This is a genomic window from Nocardioides koreensis (assembly GCF_039531775.1).
Taxonomy (GTDB): Bacteria; Actinomycetota; Actinomycetes; order Propionibacteriales; family Nocardioidaceae; genus Nocardioides; species Nocardioides koreensis.
Window position 1 is genome coordinate 609,371 of record NZ_BAAAQR010000001.1, and the last position, 13,236, is coordinate 622,606.

Sequence of the window (13,236 nt, forward strand, 5' to 3'; positions counted from 1 at the left end):
GCCGGATCCACGCAACATCCACATTTCGGTAACAAGCCGCCGCCACGATCGTGACCTTCACCGACTACGCTCCCGCTCGATGAACGCGGCCGCCCCTCCCCCCTCCGACGACCAGGTCGACCCCGGGTCGCTGCGCGGCCGCACGCCGGCAGAGAACAGCCGGCGCTGGCGCCGGCGTACCGACCAGGCGGCGCCGAGCAACGAGACGCCCGAGCAGGCGGTACGCCGCGCGGCCGAGCAGACCGCGGCGGCCGAACGGGCCGCGAACCTGCGCCACAAGGCCGAGCTGGCCGCCGCCGAGCAGGCCGCCGAGCGCCTGGTCGCCGAGGAGTCCGCCCGCGACGCCGCGGCCGCCCGGGAGGAGGCCGACCGCCGGGCCGCCGAGCACGCGGCCGCCGCCGCCGAGGCGATCGCCGCGCGCACCCAGGCGGAGGAGGCGCTGGCCCTGCACGTCAGCGAGCGGGCCGCCGCCCAGCAGGCCGCCAACGACGCCACGATGGTCCGCGAGCAGGCCGAGCACGCCGCCCGCGAGCTCGCCGCGGCGGCCGAGGCGGCCGTTGCCGCACGCCTCTCCGCCGAGGAGGCCGCCTCGCAGCAGGCCGCCGACCGGACCGCCGCCGAGGAGGCCGCCCGCGACCACGCCGAGCAGGCGCGGGCCGCGCACGCCCAGCGCCTCGAGGCCGAGGAGGCGGCGCGGGCGCAGGCCACGGCGGCGGAGTACGCCGCGGTCGACCGGCGCAACGCCGAGCAGCACGCCGCCGCCCAGGCCGAGCTCGCCCGGGAGGCGCACGAGTCCCGGCAGGCCGCCGAGGAGCGGGCCACCGAGCTGGCCGCGCAGGCCGCCACCGCGGCCACCGCCCACGAGGAGGCGAGCCGCCGCGCCACCGAGGCCCGCGAGGCGGCCGAGCAGGCCGCCGCCGACCAGGCCCGGGCCCGCGGGGAGGCCGAGGCCAGCGCCGCCGAGCAGGCCACCGCCCGGGCCGCCGCCGAGGAGATCGCCCGCGACCACGCGGAGCAGGCGCAGGCCGCGCACGCCCAGCGCCTCGAGGCCGAGAACGCCGCGCGCGCCCAGGCCGCGGCCGCGGAGGACGCCGCCGTCGACCGCCGCAACGCCGAGCAGCGCGCCAACGACCAGGCCGACCAGGCCCGCCAGGCCCACGAGGCCCGGGTCACCGCCGAGGAGCGGGCCATCGAGCTGGCCGCGCTGGCCGCCGCCGCGGCGAAGGAGCACGCCGAGGCCTCCCGCCGCGCCACCGACGCCCGCGAGGCCGCCGAGCAGGCCGCCACCGAGCAGGCCCAGGCTCGCGCCACCGCCGAGCAGATCGCCGCCGAGCAGGCCACCGCCCGCGACGCCGCCGACGAGTCCGCCCGCCAGCACGCCGCGCTGGCCGAGCAGGCGCACGCCGCGCGCACCGAGGCCGAGACCGCCGCCCGCGACCTGGCCCGCACGGCCGAGCAGGCGCTCGCCGACCGGATCGCCGCCGAGGTGTCCGCCCGCGACCTGGCCGAGGCCGCCGCCCAGGCGGCGGCCGCCGAGGAGGCCGCGCTCCGCGCCGCCGCCGACCGGGCCGAGGCCGCCCGGGTCGCGCACGAGGCCCGGGTCGCCGCCGACGAGTCCGCGCGGGAGCACGCCGAGCTCGCCGCCGAGGCGCACGCCGCACGCACCCAGGCCGAGACCACCGCCGCCGAGGCGGTCGCGGCCCGCGAGGCGGCCGACCGGGAGGCCCAGTCGCACGCGCAGCTGGCGCAGGAGGCGGCCGAACGCCGGGCCGCGGCCGAGCGGCGTACCCGCGAGGTCCTCGACCTCGCCGCCCAGGAGTCGACCGTCCACGCCGAGGAGCTCGCGCACGCGGTCCGGGCCCGCGCGGCGGCCGAGGCCGCCGTTGCCGAGCAGTACCGCATCCGCATCGAGGCCGAGAAGCTCATTCAGGAGCGGACCGTCGACCGCGCCGCCGTCGAGGCCGCGGTCCGGCACCAGGCCGAGCTGGCCGAGGAGGCGATGCGCCAGCGCGCCGAGGCCGAGGACCGGGCCCGCGAGCTGGCCCAGGCCCTCGCCGAGACCCGCGGCCTGCTCCTCGACGAGCTCACGACCCGGCGCCGCTGGTGGCAGCGCCCCGACGCGGTGGTGCTGCCGCCGCTGCCGGCGACGGCCGCCGAGGCCACGCCGCGCGCGATGACGGTCGGCGCGACCGGGGTCGACACCGAGCACGAGGTGGTCTCCTTCGAGCCGCCGCTGAGCCGCCGCGAGGCGTCGTACGCCTTCGGGCTGGTCGCGATCGCCGCGGTCGGCGTCGCGGCGTACGGTCTCGTGGGCGGGGTGGGTACGACGTTCGCGGTGCTCGCCGCCGTCGTCGCGGTGGCACTGGGCCTGCTCGCCTGGCGGCTGCGCCCGAACCGGTCGCACGTGCGGATCGACCACGGCCTGGTCGACATCGTGGTGGGCGACCGGCAGCACCGCTTCGACCTCAACAGCGACCACACCGACCTCGAGGTGGTCGGCAGCCCGGGCGAGAAGGACTGGCAGGTGCAGTTCCTGCGCCGGGGCCAGGAGCCGGTCGCGGTGGACGCGCGGATGGTCGACGGCGACGCGTTCACCGAGGCGCTGCGGAAGTGGCGCCCGGAGCTGTGAGGCCGCGGCGTACGCCGGGCCGCTGGGCGTCCGGCGGGCCCGGCCCGGAGCTCAGGCCAGCGCGGCCCTGAGCTTCGCCGCGATCTCCGCGTTGGCGGCCCGGCTGGTCCGGCCCATCCCGACGATGTTGAAGAAGCCGTGGATCTGGTCGGGGAACCGCTTGAGCTCCACGGTCGCCCCGGCCTCGGCCAGCTTGCGGGCGTAGGCCTCCCCCTCGTCGCGCAGCGGGTCGAAGCCGGCGGTGACGAGGTAGGCCGGGGCCAGCCCCTTCGGCAGGTCGGCGTACAGCGGGGAGAGTCGCGGGTCGCGCGGGTCGAAGCCCTCGGGGACGTAGTTGGCGGTGGCCAGGTCCATGAAGTCGCTGGTGAGGTAGAAGCCCTCGGCGAACATGGCGCGGCTGCCGCCGGTCGCGGTGTGGTCGGTGCCGGGGTAGATCAGCAGCTGGAAGGCCAGCGGCAGCCCCTCGCGGGCGGCCTCGATCGCGGTGGTCGCGGCCAGGCAGCCGCCGGCGGAGTCGCCGCCGACCGCGAGCCGGTCCCGGTCGGCGCCGACGGACTCGGCGTTCGCGACCAGCCAACGGTACGCCGCGACCGCGTCGTCGTAGGCCGCGGGGAACGGGTCCTCGGGCGCCAACCGGTAGTCGACCGCGAGCACCCGCACCCCGCTGCGCTCGGCCAGGAACCGGCAGGCGGCGTCGTGGGAGTCCAGGTCGCCGTAGATCCAGCCGCCGCCGTGCAGGAACAGCAGCGTCGGGCCGGGGGTCTCCACCTGCCCGGACGGCACGTAGAGCCGGCCCTTGAGGTTGCCCATCGGCAGGCTGCGGACCGCGCCGATCGGCTGCCTGCCGCCGGTGATCGAGGAGTGCCGCAGGATCGCCAGCCGGCCCTCGGGGATCGGCAGTGTCTCCGCGCCGACCTCCCGCGCCAGCCGCTGCAGCCGCAGCGCCAACTGGGTGTCGGTGGCCAGGGTCTGCCCGTCCCGGATCACCGGCTTGCCCGCGAGCCGCCGCTGCACCCCCTCCGGCAGCGCCAGCGCGCCCCGCACGGTCAGGGCCTGGAGCCGGTGGTTGGCGTCGGTCAGTCGCTGCTTGAGGGCCACGGCCCGCACCCTAACGAGGGGTGGCGAGAGCCGGGCGGGGGGATACTCCGTCACGGTTTGGCTGTGGACAACGCGTTGTCCACAGCCAAAACGTGACGGACTACCCAAAATTTCCACAGCCCCCGGCCGCTACGGCCGCAGCGAGGCCACGAAGACGTGCCGGCCACCGGGCAGGTTCTGCGACTGCACGGTGAGCTCGACGACGGTCTCGGAGCCGTCGGCGCGGAGGGCGGGGACGCTGACGGGGTGCTCGAGCAGCGGGGACCGGCCGTTGGCGAGGTGCATGGTGAACCCGGCCAGGTGGGCCTGGCGCAGCCGCGGCGGGATGATCCACAGCAGCCGGCGCCCCACCAGCTGGCCGGCGTCGGCGTACCCGAGGAGCGCCAGCGCCGACTGGCTGATCGCGATGATCCCGTTGGTGTCGTCGGCCGCGATCAGCGCCTCCGGCGAGGTGCTGACCACCTCGGTCGCCCACTCCAGCCCCGCGCGACCCTCCGGCGGCGCCGCCTCGCTCTGGTCCACCCACGGCACCGGCGCCTCGCCGCGGCTCTGCCGCTCGACCTCGTCGCACACCCAGCGCCGGAAGGCCCGGATCTCCGGCTGGGTCGGCGCGGTCAGGAGGACGCCGTCGTCGGCGAGCGCGAGCGCGGCGTCCAGGGTCTCGCCGAGCACCCGGAAGTGCACCAGCGACGCCAGCGGCACCGGCAGCAGCTGGCACTCGCTCGTGACCCCCGGCTCGACCGCGGTGGCCATCAGCTTGTCCGGGTCCTCACCGACCCCGGGGTCGGGCAGGTGGTCGAGCATCAGCGCGATCGCGTCGCTGGACGCGGCGTGCGCCTGCAGGCCGTCGAGCTCGAGGTCGCCGAGGCTGAAGAGGAGGTGCTCGCGCAGCAGCGCCTCCGCGTGCTGGTGCCAGGCCAGGTGCAGCAGCAGCGGGACGTTGCGCAGCTCGACGTGGACGGTCCCCCGCGCGTCGCTGCGGCTCAGCACCTGCAGGTCGCGGGGCGCGTCGACGTACGACGCGTCGCCGTCGTCCAGCTCGAACCACACCGTCTTGCCGGTCCGGTGAGAGTCCACGCCCCAGCGGTCGACCGTGCGCTGGACCAGGTGCAGCCCGCGTCCGGTCCCGGCCAGGGTGCCGTTGTGGCGCAGCGTCGGCAGCTGGGCGCTGCCGTCGGTGACCTCCACCCGCAGACCATCGCCGTCGACGCGGGTGGACAGGCCGATGCGGGTGCCGGCGTGCACCAGCGCGTTCGTGACCACCTCGGTGACGGCGGTCTCCGCCGCGTCCACCAGGTCGAGTCGGCCGGCACCGGTCAGCACCTCCCGCACCAGACGGCGGGCGTCACCGACGCTGGCGGGATGGGGCGCGAGACTGCGATGCACGCCGAGGGCGTGTTCGTCCACGCAGGGAGTTGTACCCCATTCCACCCCGGGGCGAACGTCATCCCCCGTTCACCCGGCGGTGCAACACTGGTCGGATGAGCCCCGAGAGCGTGCCGAGCGTCGCCCAGCCCGTGGAGGAGGCCGGGGGCCACGAGACGTTCGACGTGGAGCCGCCGTACTTCCCGGACGACGCCCAGCTCGCCGCCGTCGAGAAGTACGACGACCGCTTCCTCGACCGGGAGCTGTCTTGGCTGCACTTCAACCAGCGGGTGCTCGAGCTGGCCGAGGACGCCGAGCTGCCGCTGCTCGAGCGGGTCCGGTTCCTGGCGATCTTCACCAGCAACCTCGACGAGTTCTTCATGGTCCGGGTGGCCGGCCTGAAGCGGCGGATCGCCGCCGGGGTCGCCGTCCGGGCCGCGTCCGGGCTGCTGCCGCGCGAGGTGCTGGAGCAGATCTGGACCGCCAGCGGCGACCTGATGGAGCGGCACTCCCGGCACTTCCGCGACGAGATCGTGCCGGCGCTGCGTGACGCCGGGATCCAGCTGGTCCGCTGGGACGACCTGGACCGGGAGGAGCAGAAGTACTGCAAGCGGCTGTTCCGGGACCGGGTGTTCCCGGTGCTGACGCCGCTGGCCGTGGATCCGGCCCACCCGTTCCCCTACATCTCCGGGCTCTCGCTCAACCTGGCCGTGATGGTGCGCAACCCCAAGACCGGCAAGGAGCACTTCGCCCGGGTCAAGGTGCCGCAGATCTTCGCGCGCTTCGTGCCGCTGGGGAACCAGCGGTTCGTGCCGCTCGAGGACGTGATCCGCCAGCACCTCAACCGGCTGTTCCCGGGCATGGAGATCCTGGAGGTGCACAGCTTCCGGGTCACCCGCAACGAGGACCTCGAGGTCGAGGAGGACGACGCCGAGAACCTGCTGGCCGCGCTGGAGAAGGAGCTGCTGCGCCGGCGCTTCGGGCCGCCGGTCCGGCTGGAGGTCGAGGAGACGATCGCCCCGCACGTGCTGGAGCTGCTGGTCAGCGAGCTCGGCATCTCCAAGGACGAGGTGTTCCGGCTCAGCGGCCCGCTGGACCTGCGCGGCCTGCACGACATCGCCGACCTCGCCCGCGAGGAGCTGAAGTACCCCGCGTTCGTGCCGACCACCCACCACCGGCTGGCCGAGGTGGAGTCGGCCGCGCCGGTCGACGTGTTCAAGGCGGCCCGGCGCAACGACGTGCTCCTGCACCACCCCTACGACTCGTTCGCCACCTCGGTGCAGCGGTTCCTCGAGCAGGCGGCCGCCGACCCGCACGTGCTGGCGATCAAGCAGACCCTCTACCGCACCTCGGGCGACTCCCCGATCATCGACGCCCTCATCGACGCCGCTGAGGCGGGCAAGCAGGTGCTGGTCATCGTCGAGATCAAGGCCCGGTTCGACGAGCAGGCCAACATCCGCTGGGCCCGCAAGCTGGAGCAGGCCGGCTGCCACGTCGTCTACGGCCTGGTCGGGCTCAAGACCCACTGCAAGCTGTCGCTGGTGGTGCGCGACGAGCCGGACGGGATCCGCCGCTACACCCACATCGGCACCGGCAACTACAACGGCAAGACCGCCCGGATGTACGAGGACCTCGGCCTGATCACCACCGACGAGCTGATCGGCGAGGACGTCGCGCACCTGTTCAACAACCTGTCCGGCTGGTCGCGCAACGCGATCTACGGTCAGCTGCTGGTCGCGCCCGACTCGGTGCGCGACGGGCTGGTCGAGCAGATCCACCGCGAGATCCACCACCACCGGGCCGGGCGGCCGGCGCGGATCCGGTTCAAGGCCAACTCGATCGTCGACGAGGCCGTGATCGACGCGCTCTACCTCGCCTCGCAGGCGGGCGTCCCGGTGCAGCTGCTCGTGCGCGGCATCTGCGCGCTGCGGCCCGGCGTACCCGGCCTGTCGGAGACGATCGAGGTGCGCTCGGTGCTGGGCCGGTTCCTCGAGCACAGCCGGGTCTACTGGTTCGAGAACGCCGGCGAGCCGGTCGCCTGGATCGGTTCGGCGGACATGATGCACCGCAACCTCGACCGCCGGGTGGAGGTGCTGGTGCGGCTGCCGGGCGAGGCGAACATCGAGGCCATCGACGGGCTGCTCGACCTCGCCTTCGACGCCGACACCAGCGCCTGGGAGCTCGACAGCCACGGCACCTGGGCCCGCAACGAGGGCGGCGTACACCTCCAGGAGGTGCTCATCGAGCGGCAGCGGCGGCGACGCTCGTCGAGCTGACAACGCCCTGAGTTGCAGCCTTGCGGACGGCACCCCCTAGCATGATGGCCGTTCTGCTCCTCCTCACCAGGAGTTCTCCGTGGGTTTGCGATTCCGCCCTGTCGACACCACCTTCTACGACCTCTTCACCGAGTCCGCGCAGCACCTCGTCACCGGGGCCGGCCTGCTGGCCGAGATGCTCAGCGAAACCTCGGACCGTGAGGACGTCGCGCAGCGGATGCGCGAGGCCGAGCACCAGGCCGACGAGACGACCCACGCGATCGTCCGGCGGGTGAACAGCACGTTCGTGACGCCGTTCGACCGCGAGGACATCTACGCGCTGGCCTCCGGCCTCGACGACGTGATGGACATGATGGACGAGGTCGTCGACCAGATCCTGCTGTACGAGGTCAAGGTGCTCCCCGCCGAGCTGTCCGCCCAGGTCGAGGTGATCCAGCGCTGCGCCGAGATCACCGCCGCCGCGATGCCGCAGCTGCAGTCGATGGCTTCCCTGGAGGAGTACTGGATCGAGATCAACCGCCTCGAGAACGCCGGCGACAAGAACCACCGTCGTACCCTCGCGAACCTTTTCTCCGGTGAGTTCAAGGCGATGGAGGTCCTGAAGCTCAAGGACATCGTCGAGTCGCTCGAGGGCGCGATCGACGCCTTCGAGAAGGTCGCCAACACCGTGGAGCAGATCGCGGTCAAGGAGTCCTGAGCCGATGACCCTCGCGATCGTCATCGCGGTCGTCGTCGTTGCCCTCGTCTTCGACTACACCAACGGATTCCACGACGCGGCCAACGCCATCGCCACGTCGGTCTCGACCCGGGCGCTGACCCCGCGCATCGCGCTGCTGCTGGCCGCGGTGATGAACTTCGTCGGCGCCTTCCTCGGCCAGGAGGTCGCCAACACGGTGGGCAGCGTCATCTCGCCCCCGTCTGGGACCCAGGGCCTGATCGTGGTGATGGGCGGGCTGCTGGGCGCGATCGCCTGGAACCTGATCACCTGGTACTTCGGGCTCCCGTCGTCCTCCTCGCACGCGCTCATCGGCGGCCTGGTCGGCGCGGCGATCGCCTCCGGGAGCACCGTCGAGTGGTCGACCGTGCTCGACAAGGTCGTCATCCCGATGATCGTCTCGCCGATCTTCGCCTTCGTCGTCGCGTTCCTGCTGATGCTGGCGATCATGTGGATCTTCCACCGCCGCAACCCGCACAGGGTCAACCGCGGCTTCCGGTTCATGCAGACCATCTCGGCGGCCGGCATGGCGCTGGGCCACGGGCTCCAGGACGCCCAGAAGACGATGGGCGTGATCTTCCTGGCCCTGCTCACCGGCGGGTACGTCGGCGCCAACGACGGGCTGCCGCCGTGGGTCATCGTCACCTCCGCCGCGGCGATCTCGCTGGGCACCTGGTCCGGCGGCTGGCGGATCATGCGCACCCTCGGGCGCCGGATCATCCACCTCGACCCGGCCCGCGGCTTCGCCGCCGAGTCGGTCGCGGCCACCACGCTGTACCTCACCGCGTTCGTCTACGAGGCGCCGATCTCCACCACGCACACCATCACCTCCGCGGTCATGGGCGTGGGCGCCACCAAGCGCTTCTCGGCCGTCCGCTGGGGCGTGGCCCGCTCGATCGTGACCGCCTGGGTGCTCACCTTCCCGATGGCCGGTCTCGCCGCCGCCGCCTGCTACGAGCTGCTGCACCTGGTCGTGCCGGTCTGAGGGTCTGAAGACTTTTGATAGTCCGTCACGTTCTGGCTGTCATTTGCCTGTTGGAGACAGCCAGAACGTGACGGACTATCGCCCTGCGGGGCTCATCCCGCTCGGTTCCTGAGCAGGCGCAACCGCTGCGCCTCCGTGAGCTCGCGACGAGCCAGCACGGTGGTGGTGTCCACCCACCAAGGAGGCGGGGTCAGCGTCCACCTCTTCCGGGACGCGGGGATGGCGCTCGCCCGGTCGAACGTCGCCAGCAGCCGTGCCACCAACCCGGCGGGGTCGGCCTGGTCTCCGGCCAACATCGTCACGTACTCCAGCCCGTGGTTGCGGAACTTCTCCTCGCGCCGGAGGTCCCGGGCTCGCTGGGCCCCGAGCAGGTGGAGGGCCCCGTCGTACTCACCCGCCACGCCGGCCTGCGGGTCGAAGAGGTCGGGGGTCCCGATGTGGCGACCGCTCTCGTCGAAGATCGGGACGTTGCAGAGCGGGCGGCGCAGGCCGGCGTCCAGCTCCCACACCAGCCGCAGCAGCGTCTCGCGTGGCGACCAGCTGTTCTCGTCCGCAAGGCCGGCCGCTCGGCGGCACCGCGGGATCCCGGTCCAGGCCGCGTGGGCGAGCGCGTAGGCCCAGAGCTCGTCGATCGAGACCAGGTCGGAAAACGTCGCCATGTCCAATGCGACCACTGCAAGCCGGTCGCTAGCGGCGTACCTCATCTCGTAGCAGACGCTGCGTACCGCTGTGGTGATGCGCAGACCGTCCAGCTCGCACAGGTCCTTCGGGTTGAGCCCCTCCTCGCAGATGCGTACGCCGGGACGCTCGCGGATGTTGCCGCCGGCGGCCAGCGTCACCGGCAGCAGCGTGCGTCCGCCGTCCGTCAGGCCGTCGAACCAGTGCCCGCCGGACCATCGGAGCGCTCCCCAGCCGGTCACCCCGCCGTACGACGGCAGCAGCGCCGCGGCCTCCACGATCCGCTGCTCGGGCAGGAGCGGATCGACGTGGGCGGGGACAAAGAGCCCTTGGGACGACGTGCGCCAGCCCGAGCCCCGGGCCTGGGCGCGCGAAGGGCCTGACTTTCCCTGGGGGTCGACTCGGACCGGGGCCACGAGCCCCGGGCGACCCGGGTGGAACGGACTTGGCTGGTAAGGCGCACTGGACACCGCACGAGCGTGCAGGCCCGCCGGATCCGGCGTGCTCGTCTCTCCACAGGCCGGCCGTCAGGCGGGATACTCCGGCACGTTGTGGTCGGTAAGTGGCCCGAAAGTCAGCCAGAACGTGACGGACTATCCCGCCTGGATCCCAGCCTCAGCCGAACCGACCCGAGATGTACGCCTCGGTCGACTCGTTGTCGGGGTTGGTGAACATCTTCTTGGTGGGGTTGAACTCCACCAGGTGGCCGGGCTCGCCGGTGGCCTTGAGGTTGAAGAAGCCGGTGTCGTCGGAGACGCGGGCGGCCTGCTGCATGTTGTGGGTGACGATCACGATCGTGTAGTCGGACTTCAGCTCGTGGATGAGGTCCTCGATCGCGGAGGTCGAGATCGGGTCGAGCGCCGAGCAGGGCTCGTCCATCAGCAGCACCTGCGGCTCGACCGCGATCGCGCGGGCGATGCAGAGCCGCTGCTGCTGGCCGCCGGAGAGGCCCATGCCGGGCTTGCCGAGGCGGTCCTTGACCTCGTTCCACAGGTTCGCGGCGCGCAGCGACTTCTCGACGACGTCGTCGGCCTCGGCCTTCTTCAGCTTCTTGGCGTTCAGCCGGTTGCCCGCGAGCACGTTGTCGTAGATCGACATCGTGGGGAACGGATTCGGGCGCTGGAAGACCATGCCGATCTGGCGGCGTACGGCGACCGGGTCGATCGAGGGGTCGTAGAGCGACTGCCCGTCGACCATGATCTTGCCCTCGACCCGCGCCCCCGGGATCACCTCGTGCATCCGGTTCAGCGAGCGCAGCATGGTCGACTTGCCGCAGCCCGACGGACCGATGAACGCGGTCACCGAGCGCGCCTTGATCGTCATGTTGACACCCTCGACGGCGAGGAAGTCGCCGTAGTAGATGTTCAGGTCGGAGACGTCGATGCTCTTGGCCATGTGAGTTTCCTTGTTGTCTGAAGGTTTGAGCCCGGGGTCGCCGGGTCAGCCCTTCTTGGGAGCGAAGAACTTGCCGATGACCCGCGCGAGCAGGTTCAGCACCATCACGATCACGATCAGCACCAGCGCCGCACCCCAGGCCCGGGCGATGCCCGGTGCCTCGGTGGCGCCGGGCGGGGTGATGCCCGGCTGGGTGAACGAGTAGTAGATGTAGACCGGCAGCGTGCTCATCCGCTCGTTGAAGAGGTTGGCGTTCACCGAGTCGGTCTTGCCGGCGATCACCAGCAGCGGCGCGGTCTCGCCGATCACACGTGCGATGGCCAGGGTCACACCGGTGATGATGCCCCCCATCGCGGTCGGAAGCACCACCCTGGTGATGGTGCGCCACTTCGGCACGCCCAGGGCGTACGACGCCTCGCGCAGGTCGCCGGGCACCAGCCGCAGCATCTCCTCGGCCGAGCGCACCACGATCGGGATCATCAGCAGCGACAGCGCGACCGAGCCACCGAAGCCCATCCGGACCTCGGGCCCGAAGAGCAGCACGAACAGCGACAGCGCGAAGAGGCCGGCCACGATCGAGGGGATGCCGGTCATCACGTCCACCAGGAAGGTGATCCACCGGCCCAGGACCGTGCCCTTGCCGTACTCGACCAGGTAGATCGCGGCGAAGATCCCCACCGGGATCGAGATCGCCGCCGCGGCCGCCGTCACCAGCAAGGTGCCTATCAGCGCGTGGTAGATGCCGCCGCCCTCACCGACGACGTTGCGCATCGAGTAGGTGAGGAACTCCATGTTGATCACCGACGCGCCCTTCGACACGACGGTCCAGATCAACCAGAGCAGCGGGATCACCGCGATGCCGAACGCCGCCCAGATCAGCGTCGTCATCAGCCGGTCGAGCGCGGCCCGGTTGTTCTCCACGGCCATCGACCAGCCCGGCAGCGCGACCAGGAACAGGACCAGCGCCAGCGCCAGCCAGCCCACGACGCTCCAGCCGAGCAGCATCGCCGGGAGACCGGCGGCGGCCACGGCGAGCACCGCCACCAGGACCGGCGCCCAGCGGGGCAGGCGGGGGTGCGAGAGCCGCATCGACGCGGCCAGGTCGGGGGCGACCTCGGACGTCGTCATCGCGCCATCCTCCGTTCGTTGCGGCCCACGACCCACCGGGCGGCGAAGTTGACCGCGAAGGTCACCGCGAAGAGCACCAGGCCGGTGGCGATGAGCACGTGCAGCTTGGCGGGCGTGGCCTCCGCGAAGCTCGAGGCGATGTTGGACGCCACGGTCGCGGGGTTGGTGTTGGAGATCAGGTTCAGGGTGTAGACCGGCGAGGCGGACAGCACCATCGCGACCGCCATCGTCTCGCCGAGCGCGCGGCCGAGCCCGAGCATCACGGCCGAGACCATGCCGGACTTCGCGTACGGGAAGACCGACAGCCGGACCATCTCCCAGCGGGTCGCCCCGAGCGCCAGCGCCGCCTCCTGGTCCAGCCGCGGAGTCTGCGCGAACACCTCCCGCGAGATCGCGGTGATGATCGGCAGGATCATGATCGCCAGCACGATGCCGGCGGTGAAGATCGTGCGACCGGTCACCGAGGGCGGGCCGGCGAAGAACGGCAGGAACGACAGGTGCCCGTAGAGCCAGTCGTGGACCGGGACCAGGTACGTCGCCAGCGAGCGGGCGCCCCACAGGCCGAAGACCACCGAGGGGACCGCGGCGAGCAGGTCGATCACGTAGGCGACCGGCACGGCCAGCTTGCGCGGCGCGTAGTGCGAGATGAACAGCGCGATGCCGAACGCGAACGGCACCGCCAGCAGAAGCGCCAGGACCGCGGCGAGGATCGTGCCGTAGATCAGCGGCCCGACGTACGACAGGAAGTCGTGGTTCGGCGCGTAGGTGGCCTCCGTCTGGCTGAGCCCGGGCACTCCCTCGATGGTGAGGAAGATGAACACGCCCGCGAGCGCCGCCAGGATCGCCAGGCCGGCGCCCTTGGCCGTGCCGGCGAACAGGCGGTCGCCGCGGCTCCGGGGTGGCTTCGCCGGCGCCTTCTCCGGGGAGGAGGTGATGACGGACACGGTGCTCCTAGGTGCTTCTGGGG

The 13,236-nt window shown here is 72.3% G+C and carries 10 protein-coding genes; 4 read left to right on the top strand and 6 right to left on the bottom strand.

The features are described 5' to 3' along the window. Nucleotides 1–79: 79 nt before the first annotated feature. Nucleotides 80–2,629: a coiled-coil domain-containing protein gene (locus ABD268_RS02985; protein ID WP_344147335.1), complete on the top strand. Its 2,550-nt coding sequence runs from the start codon at nucleotides 80–82 to the stop codon at nucleotides 2,627–2,629. Between the two features lie 51 nt (nucleotides 2,630–2,680). On the opposite strand, the gene ABD268_RS02990 is transcribed toward ABD268_RS02985, so the two are convergent. Together ABD268_RS02990 and ABD268_RS02995 are read right to left on the bottom strand one after the other, a co-directional pair. Then, complete coding sequence (locus ABD268_RS02990) at nucleotides 2,681–3,727, bottom strand: alpha/beta hydrolase (protein WP_344147338.1); 1,047 nt, start codon at nucleotides 3,725–3,727, stop codon at nucleotides 2,681–2,683. A gap of 129 nt (nucleotides 3,728–3,856) precedes the next feature. After that, nucleotides 3,857–5,134: an ATP-binding protein gene (locus ABD268_RS02995; protein ID WP_344147341.1), complete on the bottom strand. Its 1,278-nt coding sequence runs from the start codon at nucleotides 5,132–5,134 to the stop codon at nucleotides 3,857–3,859. 74 nt (nucleotides 5,135–5,208) lie between these two features. On the opposite strand from ABD268_RS02995, the gene ABD268_RS03000 reads away from it, so the two are divergent. The 3 genes from ABD268_RS03000 (at nucleotide 5,209) to ABD268_RS03010 (ending at nucleotide 9,068) form a co-directional block, all read left to right on the top strand. Further along, nucleotides 5,209–7,368 carry an RNA degradosome polyphosphate kinase gene (locus ABD268_RS03000; protein ID WP_344147344.1) on the top strand — a complete coding sequence of 720 codons (2,160 nt, stop codon included), beginning with the start codon at nucleotides 5,209–5,211 and terminating at the stop codon, nucleotides 7,366–7,368. A 79-nt stretch (nucleotides 7,369–7,447) separates the two neighbouring features. After that, nucleotides 7,448–8,065 carry a DUF47 domain-containing protein gene (locus ABD268_RS03005; RefSeq protein WP_344147347.1) on the top strand — a complete coding sequence of 206 codons (618 nt, stop codon included), beginning with the start codon at nucleotides 7,448–7,450 and terminating at the stop codon, nucleotides 8,063–8,065. A 4-nt stretch (nucleotides 8,066–8,069) separates the two neighbouring features. Further along, nucleotides 8,070–9,068, top strand: a complete 999-nt coding sequence (locus tag ABD268_RS03010) for an inorganic phosphate transporter (protein ID WP_344147350.1) — start codon at nucleotides 8,070–8,072, stop codon at nucleotides 9,066–9,068. 92 nt (nucleotides 9,069–9,160) lie between these two features. Here ABD268_RS03010 and ABD268_RS03015 read toward each other — a convergent pair whose 3' ends face one another. The 4 genes from ABD268_RS03015 to pstC all read right to left on the bottom strand — a co-directional run bounded on the left by ABD268_RS03015 (nucleotide 9,161) and on the right by pstC (nucleotide 13,213). After that, nucleotides 9,161–10,024 (bottom strand): hypothetical protein, encoded by an 864-nt coding sequence (locus tag ABD268_RS03015; protein ID WP_344147353.1) that lies wholly within the window; start codon nucleotides 10,022–10,024, stop codon nucleotides 9,161–9,163. 337 nt (nucleotides 10,025–10,361) lie between these two features. Continuing rightward, complete coding sequence (gene pstB / locus ABD268_RS03020; RefSeq protein ID WP_344147356.1) at nucleotides 10,362–11,141, bottom strand: phosphate ABC transporter ATP-binding protein PstB; 780 nt, start codon at nucleotides 11,139–11,141, stop codon at nucleotides 10,362–10,364. A gap of 45 nt (nucleotides 11,142–11,186) precedes the next feature. Next, nucleotides 11,187–12,269, bottom strand: a complete 1,083-nt coding sequence (gene pstA / locus ABD268_RS03025) for a phosphate ABC transporter permease PstA (protein ID WP_344147359.1) — start codon at nucleotides 12,267–12,269, stop codon at nucleotides 11,187–11,189. Further along, nucleotides 12,266–13,213 carry a phosphate ABC transporter permease subunit PstC gene (pstC, locus tag ABD268_RS03030; protein WP_344147362.1) on the bottom strand — a complete coding sequence of 316 codons (948 nt, stop codon included), beginning with the start codon at nucleotides 13,211–13,213 and terminating at the stop codon, nucleotides 12,266–12,268. Before pstC ends, pstA begins: the two co-directional genes overlap by 4 nt. Nucleotides 13,214–13,236 lie beyond the last annotated feature (23 nt).

What these genes read in the sequence shown, in the direction of transcription:
- ABD268_RS02985 (WP_344147335.1), top strand. Translation starts at nt 80, where the DNA reads ATGAACGCGGCCGCCCCTCCCCCCTCCGACGACCAGGTCGACCCCGGG.
- ABD268_RS03000 (WP_344147344.1), top strand. Translation starts at nt 5,209, where the DNA reads ATGAGCCCCGAGAGCGTGCCGAGCGTCGCCCAGCCCGTGGAGGAGGCC.
- ABD268_RS03010 (WP_344147350.1), top strand. Translation starts at nt 8,070, where the DNA reads ATGACCCTCGCGATCGTCATCGCGGTCGTCGTCGTTGCCCTCGTCTTC.
- pstB (WP_344147356.1), bottom strand. Translation starts at nt 11,141, where the DNA reads ATGGCCAAGAGCATCGACGTCTCCGACCTGAACATCTACTACGGCGAC.
- pstA (WP_344147359.1), bottom strand. Translation starts at nt 12,269, where the DNA reads ATGACGACGTCCGAGGTCGCCCCCGACCTGGCCGCGTCGATGCGGCTC.